The following is a 22,408-nucleotide window of genomic DNA, read 5'->3' as shown; positions in this document are numbered from 1 at the left end:
AAACGCCCTTGAAGGGCGTTTAATTTATGTTTGGTGGCTCAGGTCGGACTCGAACCGACACCCTGTTTCCAGGACCGGATTTTGAATCCGGCACGTCTACCAATTTCATCACTGAGCCAAGAGGTTCTATAACAAACTATAACAGCTTATTTGTCAAGATTTTTTATTTTTAATCTCTTTTATATCAAAAGGTTAAACATAAAAAGTCTTAAAAAGCGTTTAATTTTGAATCCACTGCGTCTACCAATTTCGCCACCCAGGCACTGGGGGAAAACGCAGTCATTATACGATGGCTTTTGTCACACGCAAGCAATTTATCCTTCGCCTGCATTGTTTGCCGATAAAATCACCGCCTTTTGTGCGCACTGCGCTTCAGAACAGCTTATCGCCATGTATCTGGGGTGAACCAGAGCTCAGGATCAGCTACCGGGGCGCTGGCTGGCAAATGAGGATTTTCCAACCGGATCAGGCGCCTGCCCGGCAAATTAGCTCGTTCAATAGCTGTGTGGTTGTAGCGATAGAAGATGTCATCAAAGCTGCCGTTGGCGATCATTCTGCGCATACCAAGCTCCAGACGCTCAGCCAGCTCCTGGTTGGATGGATGCACAAAAAAATAATAAGGCCAGGGGTAATACAGCAAGAGCTCTTCATCGATGGTCAGGTTAGGGAATGTTGACTGTCGCACTTCCAGTTCGGCAAAAGCTTCAGCCAGCCCTCTGGGGAAAATATCAAAGCGATCTCGGGCCAGCATGGCGAATAAATCATCGTATGGCCCTGTCACTACGCGTAGGCCGTTGTAACGGTAAACTTCTGTATCCAACCAGCCAGCACCCTGCCCGATCACCAGCTGGCGTAACTCCGCCAGGTTACTTATGCTCTGCAACCTCTGCTGCTGTTGTTTGTTCACCAGGCAAAGACGATAACTGAGCAGGCCTTTACGCAATGGAATGCGCACCGGCAATAGTTCGTCTTCCAGTTGTAAGGAGGTCGGACTCCACAGCAAATCCAGCTCTTGTGTTTGCTTAAGCAGCGCCCGGCTACGACTTTCAGTAAGTTGAACAGGAAAGGGCTGCAGTTCAAAAGGCCCATACTCGGGCTTGGTGAGCTCGAGTGCTAGCTGCAGTATCTCCATCACATCGGCAAAACGGATATCCTGCTCGCTTTCTGCTGCCGGGTAAACAATGGTGGTCATAGCCTGCAAAGGAAAGATCAGACTAAACAACACAGTGCTCCAGATAATCCGCATCATACACCTACTACTAAACATTTGCCGGTGGCGAACTGCTCCATACCTGTTCGCTTTCCCATAAGGTCGCTCGCATCACTTCGATGCTTCTACTATAGCCCAGTTGGCAACATCTGGCTGCTGGTAGTGCCCAACAGTGTGGGGGCTATCACCGCCACTGCACTAAAGCGGCTCAAATTGCCTCCTGCTGAAACACTCGCACAGTTATACCTTTGGTTGTGGCGGAAGTATAAAACGTCTTATTACATTCATAAAACAAGCATAATCAATACCTTATACTTGCAATATGCTCCGTGACTTTACAGCTGGCATACAAGCTGCTGCCTGTCGCTATCCACGTCTGTTCGCAACCCCCAAGGAGCTGAGTGATGAGCCGATTTCAACAACGCAACCATCCGCTGCGCGACTTGCTGGATCAAGAACTGCGCCAGCGCACTTTCCCTGCCCTGCAGGCGCCCTGCCGGCTGTGTCAGTTTGTACTGACGGTCAGCCCAAGCAGCCGCAGTACCGAATTTTCGCAGATGCAGCAATTGGCTGCACAACAAGGGGCGCAACTGAAAGAAAGTGACAACGATCTGAATCTGTCCTTATTTGGCGCTACCTTACGCTGGGAAAAGCATGGCGAGTTCTCCAGCTATACCTTTATTCAACCGGGCAGTGGCACTGAGTTCTTTGATGATCCACTGGATTTACTGCCCGCCAAAGACTGGTTGGAACCTTTTCCTGGCCAGGTATTCCGGGTGATACAGCTGAGCGTGCTGGACAGTAACAGCAGCACCCAAGAGCAGGACATTGCGGCGCTGTTCAATCCGGATCATTGCATCAGCAGTTATCTGGCCGAGCAAAAAGCCCGCATCTGGACCGACTTTCAAAAGCATGCCGAAGGTGCCGGCCGGATGCTGATGCAAGATTGTGGTTTAAGCCCGGCTCAGCTGGGCCGGCTGGTACAGCAATTGTTTGATCTGGGCAATTACCGCAAGCTCTCCCTGCTGGGCTGGCCATTGGCTCGTAAAGCCATCGGGCAACTGAATACGCTGGAGCAGCAACTGTCATACATCACCAAACGCATTGAACAGGCTGAAGAGCAGGATGAGTCGCTGCTGGCAGAACTCACCCGGATGGCGGCGCAGACTGAACATCTGATTGCCGAGAACAGTTCACGGCTACAAGCCAGTGCGGCTTACTACCAGTTGGCACTGGATAGAATTAAAAGCCTGAATGAAACGCCGATTGATGGCCTGCTGTCGCTGCAGGATTTTACCGAACGCAGGCTAACGCCGGCGTTTCGTACCAGCGAGTCGGTGCTGTTTCGCCAGCAAGGACTCTCTAACCGGCTGGGACGCTGCACCGAGCTGCTGCGCACCCGTATCAGTCTGAAGCTGGAACAGCAAAACCAGCGCTTACTGGCATCGATGGATCAGCGTGCCCGGCTGCAACTGAAGCTGCAGCATATGGTGGAAGGGTTGTCAGTGGTCGCCATCAGTTATTACGCCATGCAGCTGTGCCAGCATGGCATTCGGGCTTTGCAGTATTGGTGGCCGGAGCTGAATAGCGAGCTGTGGCACAGCCTGAGCCTGCCGCTGGTGATCAGCAGTGTGGCCGTGCTACTGTATGCCTTTCGCCGGCGCTTAAAGCGTGCCGAAAGGATGCAACGGCCATGAACAGATTTCGCAGTAAGGGCGGCTATGCTACACTCTGGCGCATCGAAAACTGCTGAGATTGTGCATGTTTGAACAAGCGCCCAGGGCTGGTTTTGCCCGCCGTTTAGCCGCTATTATTTACGATGTACTGGTGCTGTGTGCAGTGATTATGGCCGCTGCAGGCCTGGCCTTTGCGCTGGTGATTGGGCTGGAAAAAGTCGGCTTGCTGGATTTATCTGCCTATGAAGACACCGCTGCGTTTTTTGGTCAGGGCCTGCAGCGCTGGCTTTATCTGCTGTACTTATTGTCGGCCGGGGTCGGCTTTTACGCCTATTTCTGGCTACGGGCCGGTCAAACGCTGGGCATGAAAGCCTGGCGCTTATTATTGCTGCAGCAAAATGGCCAGCAACTGACGCCTTCGCAAGCAATTTGCCGGGCTTTACTGGCGTTCGGTGGCCTGGGAAACTTTTGGCTATTTCTGCGCTGGGGCCAAGGTCTGGCATTGCAAGATCAACTGACCAACACCCAGATGGTGCTGATCAGCAAAGAACAAAGCAAGCAGCTGAATTTGTACAAAACAGCACGTTGATAGTGGCTATTGGATGGAGCCACCGCAGTACGGCAGTGGCTCAGACCTTTTTGCGCATCAGCACAATCGCCAGCACAATAAACAACAGGCTTGGCAACACTGCGCCAAGCAAGGGCGGCATCTGATACACCAGCGCCACAGGGCCAAAGACTTCGTTGCTCATGTAAAAAGCAAAACCGGTCAGCACCCCCATGATGCCCCTGGCCGCCATAGTCACGCTGCGCAGTGGCCCGAAAATAAAGGACAACGCCATCAACAGCATAGCAATAATGGTGAGTGGTTGCGTTAATTTACGCCAGTAGGCCAGCTCATAGCGGCTGGTGTCCTGCTGATTGGCGCGCAGGTAGTCGAGGTAATCGCTTAAGCCCCGTAACGACAGCATCTCGGGTTTAATGGTCACCACTCCCAGCTTGTCCGGCGTTAAGGTCGAGCGCCAGCGCTGCTCCTGCCATTGATGTCGCTCTATCCGCTCTTCATGAAAATGCAAACGGCTTACCTGTTGCAGTACCCAGCTATCTTGCTTAAATCTGGCCGACTCGGCATAAATAATAGCTTCCAGCTTTAGCGCGTCGCTAAACTCATAAATCGCCACCCCTGCCAGATCACCGCTGTCTTTCACTTCCTTGATATTGACAAAATCATCGCCGTCTTTGGCCCAAATACCCTGCTGCACCGCAAACAGATTACCACCGGAAATGGCTTTAATCCGCAGCTCACGAGCTGCCCGGTCGGTCGCCGGAGAGCCCCATTCGGCCACCGCCATCACCACCAGCATCATCAGTACCGCGGTTTTCATCACCGAGTTGATGATATTCAAGCGGGATAAGCCGGCTGCCTGCATCACCACCAGTTCGCTGTTGCTGGCCAAAAGCCCTAAGCCAACCAGGCCGCCGATCAAGGCCGCCATCGGGAAAAACATCACCAGATCCCCCGGCATGCTGTACAAACTAAACAGTACGGCATGCAGAGTATCGTAATTACCCCGGCCAATGGCGCGTAACTGATCCAAAAAACGGAATAAACCGGACAGGATCATCAGCACCACCAGCGTCAGGGCGGTGGTAGCCAGAATGGTTTTCCCCAGGTAAATATCCAGAATACGGATCATGCGCTGGCCCCCCGCAGTTGGCGCTGCCAGCGCCGCACCCGCGGATGCTGCTGTGCCAGCAAGGCCAGCCCCATCAATAAAGCACTCAGATGGATCCACCACATACCAAGCCAACCTGGCAGTTGGCCATTTTCCAGTGCCGAACGAGTCACTATCAGCAGCATGTAATACCCCAGGTAAAGCCCAAGTGCGGGCAGTAACTTACCAAACTTGCCCTGGCGCGGGTTCACCCGGCTAAGCGGTACCGCTATCAGTGCCAACAGCACAATGGACAACGGAATAGCAAGCCGCCAGTGCCACTCAGCCAGGGCCTCGGGATCGTCCAGTTGTTGCAGCAATTGCGGGGTGGTCAGGCTGCTGAGTTTACGGCGCCGGTGCTCGACTTCCTGCTCACGGATTTGCAACTGGTAGCGGCCAAACTCGATCACTTCAAAAGGTGGCGACTGCAACTGACCGGCATAACGACGGCCCTGCTCCAGCACCAGCATTTGGGCACCACTGGCATCTTCCTGCACAGCGCCGCTTTGCGCATACACAATGGAATGATGTGGCTTGCCATCACGAATTTCGCTTTGTGCCACAAAGACCCGTGATAATTCACCACTACCGCGGGCAATGTCATGCACAAAGAGCACGGCACGCTCATTGGAGGTTTGCTGAAAACGGCCCGGCACTAAGGAATACAGTCCAACATCGCTTTCTACCCGTTCCAGCACCTGGTATTCACGCTCCATTGACCAGGGGCTAAGCGCCATGCTAACGCTGGCAGCAAGGCCAGCCAGTAGCAAGGACCAACTCAGCACAAAAACACTGATGCGTCGTTCGCTCAGGCCTGTCGCATGCAATACCGTCATTTCACTGTCGGCATAGACACGGCCAAGCGCAATAAAAATACCCAAAAAAGCACTGAGTGGCAGAATAATCAGCGCCAATTGCGGTAGCTTCAGCCCAACCATCGTCAACACCAACTGCCCCGGCAAATCGCCTTCGGAAGCATCGGCCAGAATACGGACAAAACGCTGACTCATGATGATGGTCATCAGGATCAGAAACACGGCCAATTGCGACTTGGCTACTTCTCCAATCAGATAACGAAAAATAATCAAAAAATGCCCCCTGAAAACCGGTCTTTTTGCTGAAACCTCGGCCGTTTTTGAGTAAACTTGGTGTTTATAGCAATTATTATCGACGAAAGCGCCGTAAAATCCGAGCATTTTCTTACTCAGTCTGCATTTTTTCACGGCTGCGGTAGCTTCGAGTCGGTCCAGTTAGAACCAGGAGTCAGCATGGAGTTCAGTGTAAAAAGTGGCAGTCCGGAAAAACAACGTAGCGCCTGCATCGTGGTTGGCGTTTACGAGCCACGCCGTTTGTCTGCCGTTGCCGAGCAGTTGGATAAGATCAGCGAAGGCTATATCAGCAACCTGCTGCGTCGGGGCGATCTGGAAGGCAAGCCAGGCCAGATGCTGCTGCTGCATCATGTACCCAATGTGCTGAGCGAGCGGGTGTTGCTGGTTGGCTGTGGCAAAGAGCGTGAGCTGGACGAGCGCCAGTACAAGCAAATCATTGCCAAAACCATCAGTACTCTGAACGAAACCGGCTCGATGGAAGCAGTGTGCTTTTTATCCGAACTGCATGTCAAAGGCCGCGATATCTACTGGAAAGTGCGCCATGCGGTGGAAAGCGCTCAGGATTCGCTCTATGTATTTGATCAGCTGAAAAGCAAAAAAGACGAAACCCGTCGCCCACTGCGTAAAATTGTCTTTAATGTACCAACCCGCCGCGATTTGGCACTGGGTGAAAAAGCCGTCGAACATGGCCTGGCAGTCGCAGCCGGTGCCAAGTTATGCAAAGACGTCGGCAATATGCCGCCCAATATTTGCACACCTATCTACCTGGCCGAGCAAAGCCAGCAGTTAGCCACGCAGCACAGCAAATTGCAGGTCGAAGTGCTGGGGCCAAATGAGCTGTCTGAGCTTGGTATGAATGCCTACCTGGCCGTAGGTAAAGGCTCGGTCAATGAGCCTCGTATGACGGTGATGCGCTACCAGGGCGGCGCCGATAATGCCGCCCCTATTGTGCTGGTGGGTAAAGGCCTGACGTTTGACTCCGGTGGCATCAGCATCAAGCCAGGCGATGGCATGGACGAAATGAAATACGACATGGGCGGCGCTGCGGCGGTGCTGGGCGCAATGAAATCGCTGTGCGAGCTGGAGCTGCCGCTAAATGTCATCGGCGTGTTGGCCGCGGCGGAAAACATGCCGGATGCCAACGCTTACCGCCCAGGCGATATCCTGACCACCATGTCCGGCCAAACCGTGGAAGTGCTGAACACCGATGCCGAAGGCCGGCTGGTGCTGTGCGATGCTCTGACCTATGTCGAGCGCTTTGACCCGGATGTGGTGATTGACGTCGCGACCCTGACCGGTGCCTGCATCGTAGCGCTTGGTAAGCACGCTACCGGCCTGCTTAGCAACCACAATCCGCTGGCGCACGATCTACTGAATGCCTCCGACAGCAGTGGTGACCGCGCCTGGCGTTTGCCGCTGTGGGATGATTATCAGGAGCAACTGGAAAGCCCCTTTGCCGATTTCAGCAACCTGGGCGGCCGTGCTGCCGGTACCATTACCGCGGCCTGCTTCCTGTCGCGCTTTACCCGCAAGTTCCACTGGGCGCATCTGGATATTGCCGGTACCGCCTGGCGCAGTGGTGGCAAAGACAAAGGCTCTACTGGCCGCCCGGTACCGATGCTCACCCAGTATTTGCTGCACCGCTGTGGTCAGGATCAGGACTAAATGCAGGTCCGCTTTTACCAGCTGGCAGAGGATGCTACAGCGCCACAGCCGGATATTCCGGCGCACTGGCAACTGGCTTGCCAGCTGTGCGGCGAAGCGTATCGCCAGCAACAGCGAGTTTTTATCCTGACTGCTAACGAGCAGGATGCCCATGCCCTGGATGAATGGCTGTGGCAATTTGAGCCAGAACGCTTTATTCCACACAACCTGCCGGGTGAAGGCCCGGCCCGCGGGGCACCGGTTGAAATAAGCTGGCAGCCACCGCGCCAGCAACGGCAGTTGCTGATTAATTTAAGCCGTGAAGTACCGGACTTTGCCCGGCGTTTTGCGCAAGTAATTGAATTTGTTCCGGCAAACGAGCAGCTAAAAGCCGAAGCCAGAACCCGCTATAAACACTATCGTCAGCTTGGCATCACCCCAGAGATGATGTCCGCCAGCTGATTTGCAGGTAAACCGATGGAAAAAACCTTTAACCCAAGTCAAATTGAGCAGGCCATGTACCAGGCCTGGGAAAGCAAAGGCTACTTCAAAGCCTCGGCCGATGATAGCCAGGATAACTACTGCATCATGATCCCACCGCCGAACGTAACCGGCAGTTTGCATATGGGCCATGCATTCCAGCACACCATTATGGATGCACTGATCCGCTATCAGCGGATGCAGGGCAAAAACACCCTGTGGCAGGCTGGTACCGATCATGCTGGTATCGCCACTCAGATGGTGGTGGAGCGCAAACTGGCCGCTGAAGGCCAGCCCGATCGCCATGCGCTGGGCCGTGATGCCTTTATCGACAAAATCTGGCAATGGAAGGCCGAGTCTGGCGGTACCATCAGCGATCAGATGCGCCGGCTTGGTAACTCGGTCGATTGGGAGCGCGAGCGTTTTACCATGGATGAGGGCCTGTCCAATGCGGTGCAGGAAGTCTTTGTCCGGCTGTATCAGGACGACCTGATTTACCGCGGCAAACGTTTGGTGAACTGGGATCCCAAGTTGCACACCGCCATTTCCGATCTGGAAGTGGAAAACAAAGATCAGCAAGGCCAGTTCTGGCATCTGCGCTACCCGCTGGCCGATGGCGCTGTCACGGCCGATGGCAAAAACTATCTGGTCGTCGCCACTACACGACCGGAAACCATGTTGGGCGATACCGCGGTAGCGGTTAATCCAGACGACCCGCGTTATCAGGCGCTGATTGGCAAAGAGGTGCTGCTGCCGCTGGTCGATCGCCGCATTCCGATCATTGCCGATGACCACGCCGATATGGAAAAAGGCAGCGGCTGCGTCAAAATCACCCCGGCGCACGACTTTAACGACTACGAGGTCGGTAAACGCCATCAGTTGCCGATGATCAATGTGTTAAGCACAGAGGCCACCATTCTGGCTGCCGGCGAATGCTTTTACAGCAATGGCGAAGTCAACGCTGACCTTAGCGCAGCTATCCCGGCTGAATTCCAGGGGCTGGATCGTTTTGTGGCCCGTAAAGCCATTGTCGCGGCCTTTGATGCGGCCGGGTTGCTGGAAAAAATTGAAGCCATCACCAATACCCTGCCCTATGGCGATCGCAGTGGCGTGGTGATTGAGCCGCTGCTGACCGATCAGTGGTATGTGCGCACCGCACCTTTGGCCAAAACCGCCATCGAAGCGGTGGAAAACGGCGATATTCAGTTTGTGCCCAAGCAGTACGAAAACATGTACTACAGCTGGATGCGTGATATTCAGGACTGGTGTATTTCCCGTCAGCTGTGGTGGGGCCACCGCATACCAGCCTGGTACGACGACAACGGCAAGGTCTATGTTGGCCGTAACGAGCAGGAAGTACGCAGCACGCATGGCCTTAGTGACACCGTCGCCCTGCGTCAGGACGAGGACGTACTGGATACCTGGTTCAGTTCTGGCCTCTGGACTTTCTCTACCTTAGGCTGGCCGGAGCAAACGCCGGAGCTGGCACGTTTTCACCCGACCGATGTGTTGGTGACCGGCTTTGACATCATCTTCTTCTGGGTCGCCCGGATGATTATGATGACCATGCACTTGCTGAAAGACGAGCACGGCAAGCCGCAGGTGCCTTTTAAAACCGTGTATGTCACTGGCCTGATTCGCGATGAGAACGGCGATAAGATGTCCAAGTCCAAAGGCAACGTCATCGATCCGCTGGACTTAATCGACGGCATTGATCTGCAAGCCCTGCTGGCCAAACGCACCAGTAACCTGATGCAGCCCAAGCTGGCCGAGAAAATCGCCAAGCAAACCCAGACCCAGTTCCCGGAAGGGATCCAGGCCAGTGGCACTGATGCGCTGCGCTTTACCCTGGCGGCGCTGGCTTCGACCGGCCGCGACATCAACTGGGATATGAAGCGACTGGAAGGCTACCGCAACTTCTGCAACAAACTGTGGAATGCCAGCCGCTATGTGCTGATGAATACCGAAGGCCAGGATTGTGGTCAGCAAGGCGGTGCTATGACGCTGTCGCTGGCCGATGAATGGATCCTGACCCAGTACCAGCATACAGTGAAAGCGGTGCGCCAGGCGATGGACAACTACCGCTTTGATTTGGCTGCCCATACCCTGTACGAATTTACCTGGAACCAGTTCTGCGACTGGTACCTGGAGCTGACCAAGCCGGTGCTGCAGCAAGGCGACGAAGCTGCTCAGCGCGGCACCCGCCGTACTTTGGTCAGGGTGCTGGAAAGTCTGCTGCGCTTAATGCACCCTATTATGCCTTTTATGACCGAAACCATCTGGCAGCAAGTCGCACCACTGGCGGGCGTGCAGGGCGACAGCATTATGCTGCAGCCGTACCCCGAGTATCAGGCCGATGACGTCAACGACACGGCATTGCAGGATCTGGAGTGGTTAAAGCAGGTGATCCTGGCAGTACGCACCATTCGTGGCGAGATGAACATCTCCCCGGGCAAGCCGCTGTCGATTTTGCTCCGTCAGCTCAGCAGCGATGAGCTGCGCCGGCTCGAGCAAAACCGCAATTTCCTGCAAGTGATGGCCAAGCTTGACAGCATCACCGTGCTTAGCAGTACCGATACCGCGCCGGCCTGTGCCGTGCAGCAAGTCGGTGCCATGGATGTGCTGATCCCAATGGCCGGCCTGATTGACAAAGACGCCGAACTGGCGCGTCTTGGCAAGCTGCTGGAAAAAGCCAAGCAGGAACTGGCCCGGGTGGATGGCAAACTTGGCAATGAGAAATTTGTCAGCAATGCACCGGAAGCCGTGTTGGAAAAAGAGAAAGCCAAACAGGCCGAGCTGAAACTCAGCCTTGGCAAGCTTGAAGTGCAGATAGAAGAAATCGCTGCTCTTTAACACTTCCGATCACTGAAAGACAACGGCAGCCATGGCTGCCGTTTTTTTACCCTAGGTTTCTGCTGGTATTTTAACCATTGCTTGTGTTATTCTTGCTTGCTCAACTGGTATGACATCAAACCAGCTGGCATGGACGCTTGGCTCCGTATTTCAGCTAAAGGGGACGATATGAAAAAGATGCTCGCACTGCTGCTGACAACTGGCAGTCTTTTTTCAAACAGCCATGCCTCAGATTACCCCATTGTATTAGTGCATGGCTTTCAGCCGGCTCAGCTTGCCACTCGTCCCAATCGCTTTGAAGTGGAGCAAGATGGCAGCCATTACTGGCAAGATTACTGGCTACCCAAAGCCAGTGCCCGTATTGATTGGCCATCGCATGAGCGCATCACTGGCCGTATTGTCAGCGATTATGCCTGGCCTGTCTTGCAACAGTTGTCACGGCAAGGCACCTGTCAAAACGGCTGCATTTTTATTACACACTCCACCGGTGATCTGGTTATGCGCTATCTACTGGATAACCAGGCGTTATGGCTTGAAAACGCCGGCCTGGAACCTTTAAATATAGTGGCGACCCTGGACTTTGCTGGTGCAGGTGGTGGTTCCGAGTTAGGTGATCTGGCTATAAACGTGGCTACAGGCAGCAGTTGGATCGATGCCGCCTTACGCTTTGCTGTGTCGCTTTGGCTGGGCGAAACCCCTTCTCCAGCCAATCTGGGCGTGTTGAATGATTTACGGGTGAATACAGCCCGGCAGTTGGCAGCCTTTCCCGATGCCCGTATTCCCAGGATCCGCATGGTCGCGGCAAGCAATGATTACTTTGGTACCACGGGTTTGTTCCTGCCCGGGACCGATGATGGCGTTGTTGCCAGCCATTCCAGTTGTGGCGCTTCCACCGTGGCCGCTTTTAACAGCTGCAGCGGCCAGGTAGGTTTTGATGGCAAACTTTCTGCGCAGAGTAAAGCGGTAACCAGCTTTATGCCCTACCACTACCCGATGCTAATGAGTGATAACTACAGCCACAATGGTATCCTGACCGACCGGCAGCGGGGCCAGGTGACTCTGGCCAGAGCTTCGGTTAATTTGACCGATCAAACCGATTACGGCTTTGGCAGTGACGATATCAGCGCAGGCTGGTGGATTTTCCGCTCCACTTATCGGGTGGTGCGTGGCTCGGATCAGTTCAGTATGTCCGAGCTGGTATATCAGGAATTACTGGATTGAACAAAGCTCTGTTACTGGCAGTTGGAACCCTCAGCTGCCTGTTATTAGCATGGTGGCTATGGCCAACCGCAGCTATTGCGCCACAAGTATCGGCGACTACAGCCACTAGTCTGACTGAGCAAAGCCTGCCAGCAACAGAGCAGCAAGCAGGCTCCTTGGTCACTAGCTCAGAAACAAGACAGCAGCCAATCCAACATCAGATGCAATGGTTGGCCAGTGCTTATGCCAGTGAAATCAGTATTCCGGCTTATTCACGTCCGCTCACCCCCGATGACAGTCAGTTGCTGGCACCTAATCGGTTTATCGCCCAGCCTGTGCCGCTAAAACATGGTGCCAGTGCCAGTCTGCTTCCCAGCCAATACCGCTTTCTCTACCCGGAGCCCATCGAGATCCAGCTGCACTTACAGGGGTTCAGTGCCCAGACTGCTACGCTTCGTTTGCGGCATGAGTGGACAGGTGAGCTGCTGATCGAGCAAGTCATGCAGCCCACTCACCATGGTTTCCGGTTGCAATTAGCAAACCAACAAAACTGGGATGGTCCTGTCACGGCAGAGGTTCAGTTACAGACAGGCAGCGAACCACTGCTGCTGCGAACCGGCTTTGAAATCAGCGCACCGGTCGCGCAGATCACCGGCATTGCAAACAGCTATGGTGAAGGAGCTGATATGGTGATCCCAGTGCAATTGAATGCAGAGCTGGCCGGACATTACCGGCTAAGAGCCAACCTGTTCGATGCCAAGCGTCAGCCGATAGCAGTGTTAACCGCCAGAGCAGCGCTGCAATCAGGCAGCAATACCTTGCTGCTAAGAGCTCACCGTTCGGTACTGCCCGATACCAACGAATCGTTCTGGCTGACCACTTTCCAACTGGAGCGACTATCGCCAGCGCCAGGTGAGCCCACCCGCTACGGTGATTCGACCGAGCCAGAGTATCAATTGGAGCCTTTTTCGCTGCACCAACTAAGCAACGCGCCCTACCAACCGGATGAACAGGAACAGCAACGACTACGGCTGTTGCAACAACTGGCACAGTAGCAAGCAAGCGTCACTACCTTATAGTTGCTGAGTGTCCATGCATTTACCGGAGCGGTAAGCTGCAATTGTCATCACAATGTCATACACTGCCCTTATTATTCGAGGCTTTGAGCGCAGCCGCAGACTGCGATGCCCTGCAGTTAATAAAGACAGGTAGTGAGTTATGACCAAGCCATCCAAGCACCAACCATTTGACTTATCCGGCGAAGAGCCAGTGGCAAACTTTTCAGCCAACTCTGATTTTTCCGAAGTGCTGGATAAGCGCCTGAACCGACGTCGCTTTTTACAAGGCAGTGTGGCGCTGGCTGTATCCGGCTTTTTGGGCCAAGGCTTGCTCGGCTGCAGCAACCAAAGTGCAGCTCCGGCCCTGCTGCAGCAACCAGCCGGCTTGCTTGGTTTTGATGCCATCCCGATCAATCGTTTTGATACCGTCACCGTGCCCGCTGGTTACCGCACACAGGTGTTTTTGCCATGGGGCACGCCACTGACGACCGATGCGCCGGCCTACCGGGCCGATGCCAGCCACAGCGCAGCCGAACAAGCCAAACAAGTCGGCATGCACCACGATGGCATGCACTTTTTCCCCATTGATTTAAAACAAGGCGGCCAAAGTTCGGACGAAGGCTTGTTGGTGATGAACCACGAGTACGTCGACCCCAACATTCTGCACGCCTTTGGCGGCAAAGGGATCCCGCGCGATAAAGAAGAAGTGCACAAAGAGCTGGCTGCGCACGGCGTCTCCGTAGCGCACATCAAAAAACAGGCCGATGGCAACTGGCAATTACTGCAGGATAGCCCGCTGAACCGGCGCATTACCGGCCATACGCCGATGGAATTAACCGGCCCGGTGCGTGGCCATGCCAAAGTAGTCACCAAATACAGCCCGGATGGCACACGCACCCGAGGCACCCTGAATAACTGTGCTCATGGTGTCACCCCTTGGGGCACCTACCTAACCTGCGAAGAAAACTGGGCGCTGCTGTTTGTCAATCATCAGCAAGCCATGCCGCGCGAGCATCGCCGCTACAGCATTGCCGATGAACACAGCATTTTGCATTGGGAAACCGCCGGGCGCAGCGACGATGCCATCAGCCGCTTTAACGCCACCCCTTTTGCCGACAAAGCCAGCGACGATTACCGCAACGAGCCGAATAATTTTGGCTGGATTGTCGAAATCGACCCCTTCAAGCCAGACAGCACGCCGGTGAAACACACCGCCATGGGCCGCTTCGCCCATGAAGGATTGATTTTCGCCAAACCAGAAAGCGGCAAACCGCTGGTGGCTTATTCGGGTGACGATGCCCGTTTTGAATACATTTACAAGTTCGTTTCGGCCAAGCCGTACCATCCGGCCACTGCGGGACCACACTTGCTGGACGAAGGCACTTTGTACGTGGCCCGCTATAACGAAGATGGCAGTGGGGACTGGTTGCCGCTCGACTTGAACGATGCCGATTTTCAGGCCAAAGCCAGGGCCGCCGGCCATGCTTTTGATAGCCAGGCTGATGTGTTACTGAATACCCGGCTGGCGGCCGATATTATGGGTGCCACCAAGATGGACCGGCCAGAATGGGGCGCGGTGCATCCGGTCACCAATGAAGTCTACTTTACCCTGACCAACAACAGCCGCCGTCATAGCCCGGATGCCGCCAACCCGCGTGCCAACAACCACAGTGGCCATATCATCCGCTGGCGTGAAGGCACCAGTCAGCGATTTGACTGGGATATTTTCCTGCTCTCGGGCGATGCCTTTACCTACACCCCGCAGCACCAGTTGATGCTGACCGAGCAAAACCATCATGCCTCCCCCGATGGCCTTTGGTTCGATCCGAATGGCTTGCTGTGGATCCAAACCGATATGGCCGGCGCGCAGATGCGCAGTGGCCCTTTTGGCAACAACGCCATGCTGGCGGCTGACGTGAATACCCACACCATCAAGCGCTTTTTGGTTGGCCCGGTCGATTGCGAAGTGACTGGTGTGGTGATGACGCCGGACTGCAAGACCATGTTTGTCAATATCCAGCACCCGGGCGAAGGCTCTGGCCCTTACAGCTTTAGCAGCACCTGGCCGGATCGGCGCACCAACCGCCCCCGATCCGCCACGGTGATCATTACCAAAGAGGATGGTGGCATTATCGGCACTTAAAGCGCTGTCAGAACAGCTGTTTAACGCCCTTCCACCCGGCCGGATCTGGCAAGAAATTTTCACTTGTCAGCCGGCTTTTTTTTGCTATGATTGCCGCGCAAAAAATGGCCTGTGCCAGCTTGTACTTGCGCTGCATCTTTTTCCGGCAACTCGTTGCAGTTCACACCGGATCTTGGCAGGATAGTCCGGTTATTTCATGAGAATTGAGTTGTTTCTCAAAGCCCGCGACTGGAAAGAGCAAGGTTTCATTCCGTGCTCTGGATCCTGCATCCCCAGTTCACGGTTTTTTCGATCTTTTTCCGGCCGCCGGAATCAAATTGAGAGACGTCCTATGTCCATAGAAACCACTGCAGAAGCGTTAGAAGAGGTTGTTGATCCCCTGGCCGCTGCCATAGAAGCAGCTGTGGTTGAACCCAGCGCCATTAGTTTACTGCCACCGCTGGTGGTATTGATTGTTGCGATTTGGCTAAAACGGCCTATTTTTGCGCTGATTATGGGCGCGGTGGCTGGTTTACTGCTTATTTCCCCCAGTGAAAGTCTGTTTAATTTTGCCGAAACCACCGAGCGGGTGATGCAGGATGAAACCATTGGCTGGCTGATCCTGGTGGTCGGCGGCTTTGGTGCACTAATCGCTTTGTTGGTGCATACCGGTGGCGCCTTTGCCTTTGGCCGGGTTGCCCAGCAGTATGCCCAGGGCCGCAAGCCTTCGCTACTGATGACCTACTTCCTTGGCATGCTGATCTTTATCGACGATTACCTCAATGCACTGACCGTCGGTGAAACCATGAAGCGCATCACCGATAAATTCAAAGTCTCACGCGAAATGCTGGCCTATGTGGTGGACTCCACCGCTGCGCCGATGTGCGTCATCGTGCCGATTTCGACCTGGGCGGTGTTCTTTGGTGGCTTGCTGGTAGCCAATGGCGTGGCTCCTGACAGCGATCCGAACGGTATTATGACCTACATCTCGGCCATTCCTTACATGCTGTATGCCTGGCTGGCGATGATCATGGTGCCACTGGTGATCTTAGGTGTGGTGCCTTTGCTTGGCCCAATGAAAAAAGCCGAACTGGCCGCCCGCGGTGGTGCCATTCAGCAGGATGCACCACAGCAGGATACTCATACCGGCGATGATTTTGCCATGCAGGCGATGGAAGAAGAGTTTGAACATGCCGATCGCAAGCACGGCAAGCTGATCAACTTTGTGCTGCCGATGGCAATGCTGGTTGGCTTTAGTATCTGGTTTGAAGCCGAGATCTGGCCGGCGCTGATCCTGACTTTTGTGCTGACCCTGCCACTTTATATGGCGCAGCGCCTGATGCCCTTTAACGAAATGATGGATCAGATGATCCACGGCTTTAAGACCATGCTGCCGGCCATTTGCACCGTGATAGCCGCCTTTACCTTTAAAGATGTCTGCGATCAACTGGGCTTGCCGCTGTACGTGATTGAAAACCTGGCGCCTTATATGTCGGCCGAAATGCTGCCGGCACTGGTGTTTGTCGCCATGGCGCTGCTGGCATTCGCCACTGGCTCGTCCTGGGGTATTTTTGCCGTTTCCATTCCTATCGTGATGCCCATTGCGCTGGCAGTGGATGCCAATATTCCATTGGTGATTGGTGCGCTGCTCTCGGCCAGTTCGTTCGGTAGCCAGGCCTGTTTCTACAGCGACTCCACGGTACTGGCCGCACAGGGCTCCGGTTGTGATCTGATGAGCCACGCCCTGACACAATTCCCCTACGCTTTGATGGCTGCCATCCTGGCATTCTTTGGCTTTATTGCGCTGGGAATGTTTTAAGCGCCTGGCAGCCAGCAGAACGAGCTGCTGGCTGCCACTTCATAAAATCACTGTACTATCATAGAATTGTCATAGCGCTTGGGCTGCAAGCTACGGTATTTGTGATAAGCTTACAACACCGCATCGTTTAAGGAAGAATCTATGCTTACCATACTAGCGCGCATCCTCAAAGTACTGAACTCGGAGGCCTCACCCTGGCAAATTGGCTGGGCAGTGGCGCTGGGCCTTTGTGCCGGCCTGTTGCCGTTCGGTTTGCTTACCCTGTTGCTCCTGCTGATTGCCTGCTTGTTTACTGTCAACCTCTCCACCTTTCTATTGGTGTGGGGCTTTAGCAAAGCCTTATTGTGGCTGCTGGCTGGTCGGCTGGAGCAACTGGGCTGGAGCTTTGGCCAACAAGAGTGGTTGCTGTCGTTACTGAGTAACAGCGAAACCCTGCAACTGCTGCATTTACACCACAGCCTGACGCTGGGCGGCTTTTTGCTCAGCCTGATTCTGCTTTGGCCAATCGCCTGGGGCAGCACCCGGCTGGTGCTGAAGTACCGCCATGTACTAATGCCACACCTCAGCAAATGGAAGGTGGTGCAGTTGCTAAAAGCCAGTAAGCTGGCACAGCTGTATCAAAAGATGAATTAAAGGAGCGCTGCGATGATCCGTAAATCAGGTTGGTTGATTTTTTTAAGCATTCTTGGTGCTCTGTTTTTATTGATTTATGTGTTTGCTGGCACCGCCATTCGTTTTGGTATGGTGTACAGCCTGGAAAAAGCGGCTGGAGCTGAAGTAAATATCCGCAAAGTCTCGCTCGGGCTCTTTCCACTATCCTTAACCATCGACGACCTCCAGGTCACGGATGCCAAAGCCCCGGAGCAGAACCTGGTCAGCTTTGGCCGTGCCAACGCCGAGTTGGAACTTTGGCCTGCCCTGCTTGGCTATTATGTGATCAGCGATTTGTCGGTCGAGCAACTGGCCTATGGCAGCGAGCGCCGTCGCCCCGGTAAGGTGTTTCGTGGTGAGCTGGCCGAAAGCGAAGACTCTGGCTTCGATTTTGCCAGCCTGTTTGCCATTGAGCTGCCAGATGCCGATGAACTGCTGGCCCGGGCCAATTTAACCTCCGTCGCCAAAGGCGAAGCACTCAAACAGCTGGCACAAAGCGAACAGCAACAAGTGCGGCAATTGCGCGAACAACTGCCAGATAGCGATCGACTGCACGAGCTGGAGCAGCAAATTAAAGCCCTGATCGATGGCGATATCCGCGATGCGGCCGATTTGGCTGCCAAAACCGAACAACTGCGGAGGTTAAAAGACGAGCTGGAGCAAGACAAAGCCAAAGTTGAGCAGGTGAAAACCGCTCTGCTACAAAGCCGCGAGCAACTGCAAAGCGCGGTGCGTGATTTTCAGCAAGCGACTCAGGCCGACTGGCAGCAAGTGCAGTCCTACGCCAATCTGGCCGATGGCGGCCTGGCGGGTATCAGCCAGTTGCTATTAGGCGATTTGTGGACAGAGCGTTTGCAGCAGCTTTATACCGTTTATCAGTTGGTCGCCCCCTACCTGCCGGAAGGATCACGGCTGGAAGAGCAGCCCGAGCCGATGGAGTTACCGGGTCGGATACTGCCGCTGAAACAGCAGCCCTATCCAAACTTCTGGATTAAAAATGCCAGCATCAGCATGCTGATTGGCGGCGGCAGTGCCGAGCTGCGGGTGCAGGACATCACTGCGCAGCACCAGATTATCGATGCCGCCACCCGCTTTGTGCTGGATGTACAGCAACTGCCGATGCTGCAGCAATTCCGTCTGGATGGCAACTTTGCCATCTTCGACCAGCTGCAATCGGAAGTAAACTGGCAGCTGCAGGGCCTGCAACTGGCCGAGCGGGTATTTGGCGAAGGCGCTACCCGGTTTGGCCTGGAGCACGCCTTGCTCAATTCTGGCGGCGGATTAAACCTAAGCGGTACTGCACTCAGCCAGCAAGCTACAGTGGCTTTGCAAGGCCCTCGCTTTAACAGTGGCGATAACCGTTATGTGCAGCAGCTTACCCAGCTGTTAAACCAGCAAGCAGAAATCCCGTTTCAGCTGCGCGCCGACGGCACAGTGACCCGGCCCAATGTGCGGGTCAGCTCACCGCTGGATCGCATTGTGGCAGATGCGGTAATGGGCGAAGCCCAGGCCCGCTTTGCCGGTTTCGAGCAGGATTTACGCAGTAAATTCAATGCCAAACTGCCGGATACCGCCGGCGACCAGCAAGCCCTGCAAAGCCTTTTGGACCGCGAACAAGCCAGCACCGAGCAAATGAGCCAGCAGATTGAATCCTTGCTGCAAGCACAGCTTGGCGACGTACGGGACAGGGTGCGAGACCGCTTACGCGACCGGATTGGCGGTTAATCAACAACAGGCCCCGATGGCTGACAAGGTGCAGTTATCGGGGCTAAATCCAATTAGCTCGGCACCAAGAAAATATAAGTCATACTATTTCTCTGGGTGCCGTTACAACATGTTGATTGGCACTTTCAAATAAATCTGACCATTCGCTTCTTTTGGCGGTAACTGTCCAGCCCGGATATTGACCTGAATGGAGGGCAAAATCAGCCTCGGCATTGCCAAGGTTTTATCGCGAGCTTCGCGTTTTTGCACAAAAGCCTCTTCTGAAACTTCGCTGTTCACATGAATATTATGTTCAAGTTGTTCGGCAACTGTGGTTTTGTATTCATGTCCCCTACCTTGGGTTGGATAATCATGGCAGATATAAATTTCCGTCTCAGATGGTAAAGACAGCAATTTTCTGATCGACTGATATAGGGTTTTAGCACTTCCTCCCGGGAAATCACAGCGTGCGGTACCAACATCTGGCATAAATAAGGTATCGCCAACGAAGGCCATCTTCCCATTCACGATATAAGCCAGATCTGCTGGTGTATGGCCAGGGGTATGCATCACCCTGATCGACAAGCTTCCAACCTTGAGCGCTTCGCCATCTTTGAATAAGCGATCAAATTGCGCACCATTAGGCAAAAACTCTTTTTCTAAGTTAAAAATCTGCTTAAAAATGCCTTGTACTTGCTGGATATGTTCGCCAATCCCAATTTTGGCACCGAGCTTTTCTTTAAAAAACGGCGCGGCAGATAAGTGGTCGGCATGAGCATGAGTTTCCAGAACCCATTCTACCTTAAAGGTTTTTTGCTCAACATAAGCCAAAATTTCCTCAGCACTTTTCGTTGAAGTCCGTCCCGATTTATAATCAAAATCCAGCACTGGATCGATAATAACAGCTGAACCAGAGGTTACATCGGCAACCACATAGCTAAAGGTTTCACTGTCGCTGTCTAAAAAAGCTTTGACGTGTGTAAAAGGATCCATACCCCCTCCTATCGAAGTGAAAGCAAGAGCTGCAATACAGCTCTTGGATGATATCGGCGATAACTTACAGGGACTTCTTGCTAAAATACCAATCCGTGTATTGATAGCCTTGATCTTTACGGACTTCAGCATCGGCCATGGTAGCCGGTGGTGGTACAATCACATCCTCACCTGGCTGCCAGTTTTCCGGTGTGGCTACTTTGTGCTCATCACTGGTTTGCAGGGCTTTTAATACCCGCACAAATTCGTCGATGCTACGACCATTACTCATGGGGTAGTACACCATCGCCCGTAGAATTCCGTCCGGGTCGATAATAAAAGTGGCACGTACCGCAGCAGTATCGCTGGCACCTGGCTGGATCATGCCGTAGGCTTTAGCCACTTCCATCGATAAATCGGCGATGATGGGGAAGGTAATTTTCACACCAAAGTTTTCTTCAATGCTGCGCGCCCAAGCAATGTGTGAGTGGACGCTATCGATTGACAGGCCTAACAGCTCACAGTTTAACGTAGCAAACTGGTCAGCGCGGGTGGCAAACCCCATAAACTCAGTGGTACAAACTGGCGTAAAATCAGCTGGATGTGAGAACAGCACCAACCATTTACCTTTGTAGTCTTCCAGGCTCTTCATACCAAAAGTGGTTTTTGCATTAAAAGCTGGAGCCGGTTTGTTTAGTTGTGGGAAAGTCACGTTTTGTTCAGACATTTTGTATTCCTCGATTGGTTGTTAAGAGTACTTTAGCAAAGTTGCTTATAGCAAATTAGACTATACTTATAACCAATGGAAATAATTGTTTTGGATTAGGCTCATCGTATTTATCGATTAATTAGAGATTTATTTCATAACACTGGAGCATGGTCGGGTGCGTAGGAGCGATACCATGCAACACGACGCAGATAAAATCATTTTTAGATTAATAACTTAAACTTAAATGACTTAGTGGCCAGGTTAGAGAGCCACACCATTAATTTGGTTCAAAAAGCTAAACAAGCTAGGTTGGTGTCCTCCTTGCCCCAAGTAAATGCGACAAAATGTCGCAGGCAAAACACCTGCAAATCATTTTCAGACACCATAACATTTAGGGGGCGCTAACATTATGTGACAGGGCATTTCAGAACGTATGATGTGGAGTGCACAAACTTCTTTAGTAACCAAAAATGAGGTAAGCAATGTACGGTTCTACGTTTTGGGATGAGCGTTATGCTCAGGAAGACTATGTGTATGGTGAAAAACCAAATGATTTTTTGGTCAGTCAGGTAGCGAGAATAAAGCCAAATTCTCACATCCTGTGTTTAGCCGAAGGGGAAGGACGAAATGCTGTGTATCTGGCGCAATTAGGCCATAACGTTACCGCCGTCGATATCTCTGTGGTGGCACTGGATAAAGGTCGCAAACTAGCAGACAAAGCGGGTGTAAAGGTGAGCTGGCAGCATGCTGATTTGGCAGACTATATACTTGCTCATGACAAGTGGGATCTTATCGTCGCAATTTTTATGCATCTACCAGAAATCATCCGGGATCGGGTATTTGCGCAAATAAAAACGGCACTGCGGCCTGGTGGCCTTTTTATTGGCGAGTTTTACCGGCCTGACCAGTTACGCTTTAAAACCGGTGGCCCTCAGGATATCAAGATGCTGTATAGCCTCTGTACTCTGAATGAGCAACTTGCTGGTCTGGCGATATCACATTTAGAGGCCTGTGAGCGCCACGTGAATGAAGGGACAGGACATACCGGTTTAGCAGCGGTAAGTCAGGTTGTTGCCGTTAAATCCTGAAACAGTTGAATCTGAATGGAAAACTCTGGTTGTGATTTTACTTTAGCTTTCGGCAAGGCAGCTCTTCTTTTGCTGGCCGAAATCTGGCTCAGGAACCATCGGTTAAATAATACAGCAACTCACTACACGCTTTAATCATAAGAGAAAACCCGGGCAGCCGGCAAGGCCGTAGTTACTAACAGCACCGGCAAGGCGACCAGTTGGGTTGCAATTGGCAAGCTGGCGGTAAAGTTGATCCAGAAAATAGCCGACCAGCTGATACCAAGTAACAGCACACTTATCAGGGCACGATGTTGGTTGTTCATGATTGCTCCACAGTCACAATGAATACGGAGCCCAGTGTAAAACTTGCACAATTGAAAGAGCAGTGTCACTATTGATAAAAATAAGGTCGATAG

The 22,408-nt window shown here is 53.2% G+C and carries 18 protein-coding genes and 1 tRNA gene; 12 read left to right on the top strand and 7 right to left on the bottom strand.

Features of this window, described 5'->3' with window-relative positions; translation table 11 throughout:
- Positions 1–31: 31 nt before the first annotated feature.
- Positions 32–118, bottom strand: a tRNA-Leu gene (locus QWF21_RS08235).
- 264 nt (positions 119–382) lie between these two features.
- Positions 383–1,249, bottom strand: a complete 867-nt coding sequence (locus tag QWF21_RS08230; RefSeq protein WP_330087557.1) for an amino acid ABC transporter substrate-binding protein — start codon at positions 1,247–1,249, stop codon at positions 383–385.
- Positions 1,250–1,614: 365 nt separating this feature from the next.
- Between QWF21_RS08230 and QWF21_RS08225 the strand changes: the two genes are divergently transcribed.
- The gene (locus tag QWF21_RS08225) at positions 1,615–2,907 is read left to right on the top strand and encodes a DUF3422 family protein (protein WP_330087556.1); all 1,293 of its coding nucleotides are present in this window, start codon (positions 1,615–1,617) and stop codon (positions 2,905–2,907) included.
- Between the two features lie 64 nt (positions 2,908–2,971).
- Positions 2,972–3,475 (top strand): RDD family protein, encoded by a 504-nt coding sequence (locus tag QWF21_RS08220; protein WP_330087555.1) that lies wholly within the window; start codon positions 2,972–2,974, stop codon positions 3,473–3,475.
- A gap of 40 nt (positions 3,476–3,515) precedes the next feature.
- Here QWF21_RS08220 and lptG read toward each other — a convergent pair whose 3' ends face one another.
- The gene (lptG, locus tag QWF21_RS08215; protein WP_330087554.1) at positions 3,516–4,583 is read right to left on the bottom strand and encodes an LPS export ABC transporter permease LptG; all 1,068 of its coding nucleotides are present in this window, start codon (positions 4,581–4,583) and stop codon (positions 3,516–3,518) included.
- Positions 4,580–5,689 carry an LPS export ABC transporter permease LptF gene (gene lptF, locus QWF21_RS08210; RefSeq protein WP_330087553.1) on the bottom strand — a complete coding sequence of 370 codons (1,110 nt, stop codon included), beginning with the start codon at positions 5,687–5,689 and terminating at the stop codon, positions 4,580–4,582. The genes lptG and lptF overlap by 4 nt, the downstream gene beginning before the upstream one ends.
- Positions 5,690–5,869: 180 nt before the next feature.
- Here lptF and pepA point away from each other — a divergent pair, with 180 nt between their 5' ends.
- The 9 genes from pepA to QWF21_RS08165 all read left to right on the top strand — a co-directional run bounded on the left by pepA (position 5,870) and on the right by QWF21_RS08165 (position 19,262).
- On the top strand, positions 5,870–7,375 hold the full coding sequence (gene pepA, locus QWF21_RS08205; protein WP_330087552.1) for a leucyl aminopeptidase: 1,506 nt from the start codon (positions 5,870–5,872) through the stop codon (positions 7,373–7,375).
- Positions 7,376–7,816: a DNA polymerase III subunit chi gene (locus tag QWF21_RS08200; protein ID WP_330087551.1), complete on the top strand. Its 441-nt coding sequence runs from the start codon at positions 7,376–7,378 to the stop codon at positions 7,814–7,816.
- Positions 7,817–7,831: 15 nt separating this feature from the next.
- Complete coding sequence (locus QWF21_RS08195) at positions 7,832–10,687, top strand: valine--tRNA ligase (protein WP_330087550.1); 2,856 nt, start codon at positions 7,832–7,834, stop codon at positions 10,685–10,687.
- A 168-nt stretch (positions 10,688–10,855) separates the two neighbouring features.
- Entirely contained in the window at positions 10,856–11,908 is a 1,053-nt protein-coding gene (locus tag QWF21_RS08190; protein WP_330087549.1) for a hypothetical protein, read from the top strand.
- Complete coding sequence (locus QWF21_RS08185; RefSeq protein WP_330087548.1) at positions 11,905–12,942, top strand: hypothetical protein; 1,038 nt, start codon at positions 11,905–11,907, stop codon at positions 12,940–12,942. Before QWF21_RS08190 ends, QWF21_RS08185 begins: the two co-directional genes overlap by 4 nt.
- A gap of 163 nt (positions 12,943–13,105) precedes the next feature.
- Entirely contained in the window at positions 13,106–15,088 is a 1,983-nt protein-coding gene (locus tag QWF21_RS08180) for a PhoX family protein (protein ID WP_330087547.1), read from the top strand.
- A 403-nt stretch (positions 15,089–15,491) separates the two neighbouring features.
- Positions 15,492–16,886, top strand: a complete 1,395-nt coding sequence (locus QWF21_RS08175) for a Na+/H+ antiporter NhaC family protein (protein ID WP_330087574.1) — start codon at positions 15,492–15,494, stop codon at positions 16,884–16,886.
- Positions 16,887–17,027: 141 nt separating this feature from the next.
- Positions 17,028–17,519, top strand: a complete 492-nt coding sequence (locus tag QWF21_RS08170) for a TIGR03546 family protein (protein ID WP_330087546.1) — start codon at positions 17,028–17,030, stop codon at positions 17,517–17,519.
- Positions 17,520–17,531: 12 nt separating this feature from the next.
- The gene (locus QWF21_RS08165) at positions 17,532–19,262 is read left to right on the top strand and encodes a TIGR03545 family protein (RefSeq protein WP_330087545.1); all 1,731 of its coding nucleotides are present in this window, start codon (positions 17,532–17,534) and stop codon (positions 19,260–19,262) included.
- A 102-nt stretch (positions 19,263–19,364) separates the two neighbouring features.
- Here QWF21_RS08165 and QWF21_RS08160 read toward each other — a convergent pair whose 3' ends face one another.
- Positions 19,365–20,234 (bottom strand): MBL fold metallo-hydrolase, encoded by an 870-nt coding sequence (locus tag QWF21_RS08160; protein ID WP_330087544.1) that lies wholly within the window; start codon positions 20,232–20,234, stop codon positions 19,365–19,367.
- 64 nt (positions 20,235–20,298) lie between these two features.
- Positions 20,299–20,940, bottom strand: coding sequence for a peroxiredoxin (locus QWF21_RS08155; RefSeq protein WP_330087543.1), 642 nt, complete (start codon positions 20,938–20,940; stop codon positions 20,299–20,301).
- 464 nt (positions 20,941–21,404) lie between these two features.
- On the opposite strand from QWF21_RS08155, the gene QWF21_RS08150 reads away from it, so the two are divergent.
- Positions 21,405–22,010, top strand: a complete 606-nt coding sequence (locus QWF21_RS08150; protein WP_330087542.1) for a class I SAM-dependent methyltransferase — start codon at positions 21,405–21,407, stop codon at positions 22,008–22,010.
- Between the two features lie 131 nt (positions 22,011–22,141).
- On the opposite strand, the gene QWF21_RS08145 is transcribed toward QWF21_RS08150, so the two are convergent.
- Positions 22,142–22,315 carry a hypothetical protein gene (locus tag QWF21_RS08145; RefSeq protein WP_330087541.1) on the bottom strand — a complete coding sequence of 58 codons (174 nt, stop codon included), beginning with the start codon at positions 22,313–22,315 and terminating at the stop codon, positions 22,142–22,144.
- Positions 22,316–22,408 lie beyond the last annotated feature (93 nt).

Source organism: Alkalimonas mucilaginosa, assembly GCF_036327005.1.
In the GTDB taxonomy this organism is placed as follows: Bacteria; Pseudomonadota; Gammaproteobacteria; order Enterobacterales; family Alteromonadaceae; genus Alkalimonas; species Alkalimonas mucilaginosa.
The sequence above is the reverse complement of the archived record's forward strand: the minus strand, read 5'-3'. Positions and strand labels throughout refer to the sequence as shown.

Bases quoted from the DNA above. Each gene is read 5' to 3' on its own strand.
- QWF21_RS08195 (WP_330087550.1), top strand. From the start codon at position 7,832: ATGGAAAAAACCTTTAACCCAAGTCAAATTGAGCAGGCCATGTACCAG.
- pepA (WP_330087552.1), top strand. From the start codon at position 5,870: ATGGAGTTCAGTGTAAAAAGTGGCAGTCCGGAAAAACAACGTAGCGCC.
- QWF21_RS08170 (WP_330087546.1), top strand. From the start codon at position 17,028: ATGCTTACCATACTAGCGCGCATCCTCAAAGTACTGAACTCGGAGGCC.
- QWF21_RS08200 (WP_330087551.1), top strand. From the start codon at position 7,376: ATGCAGGTCCGCTTTTACCAGCTGGCAGAGGATGCTACAGCGCCACAG.
- QWF21_RS08190 (WP_330087549.1), top strand. From the start codon at position 10,856: ATGAAAAAGATGCTCGCACTGCTGCTGACAACTGGCAGTCTTTTTTCA.
- lptG (WP_330087554.1), bottom strand. From the start codon at position 4,583: ATGATCCGTATTCTGGATATTTACCTGGGGAAAACCATTCTGGCTACC.
- QWF21_RS08225 (WP_330087556.1), top strand. From the start codon at position 1,615: ATGAGCCGATTTCAACAACGCAACCATCCGCTGCGCGACTTGCTGGAT.
- QWF21_RS08150 (WP_330087542.1), top strand. From the start codon at position 21,405: ATGTACGGTTCTACGTTTTGGGATGAGCGTTATGCTCAGGAAGACTAT.
- QWF21_RS08180 (WP_330087547.1), top strand. From the start codon at position 13,106: ATGACCAAGCCATCCAAGCACCAACCATTTGACTTATCCGGCGAAGAG.
- QWF21_RS08145 (WP_330087541.1), bottom strand. From the start codon at position 22,315: ATGAACAACCAACATCGTGCCCTGATAAGTGTGCTGTTACTTGGTATC.
- QWF21_RS08230 (WP_330087557.1), bottom strand. From the start codon at position 1,249: ATGATGCGGATTATCTGGAGCACTGTGTTGTTTAGTCTGATCTTTCCT.
- QWF21_RS08165 (WP_330087545.1), top strand. From the start codon at position 17,532: ATGATCCGTAAATCAGGTTGGTTGATTTTTTTAAGCATTCTTGGTGCT.
- QWF21_RS08160 (WP_330087544.1), bottom strand. From the start codon at position 20,234: ATGGATCCTTTTACACACGTCAAAGCTTTTTTAGACAGCGACAGTGAA.
- QWF21_RS08155 (WP_330087543.1), bottom strand. From the start codon at position 20,940: ATGTCTGAACAAAACGTGACTTTCCCACAACTAAACAAACCGGCTCCA.
- QWF21_RS08220 (WP_330087555.1), top strand. From the start codon at position 2,972: ATGTTTGAACAAGCGCCCAGGGCTGGTTTTGCCCGCCGTTTAGCCGCT.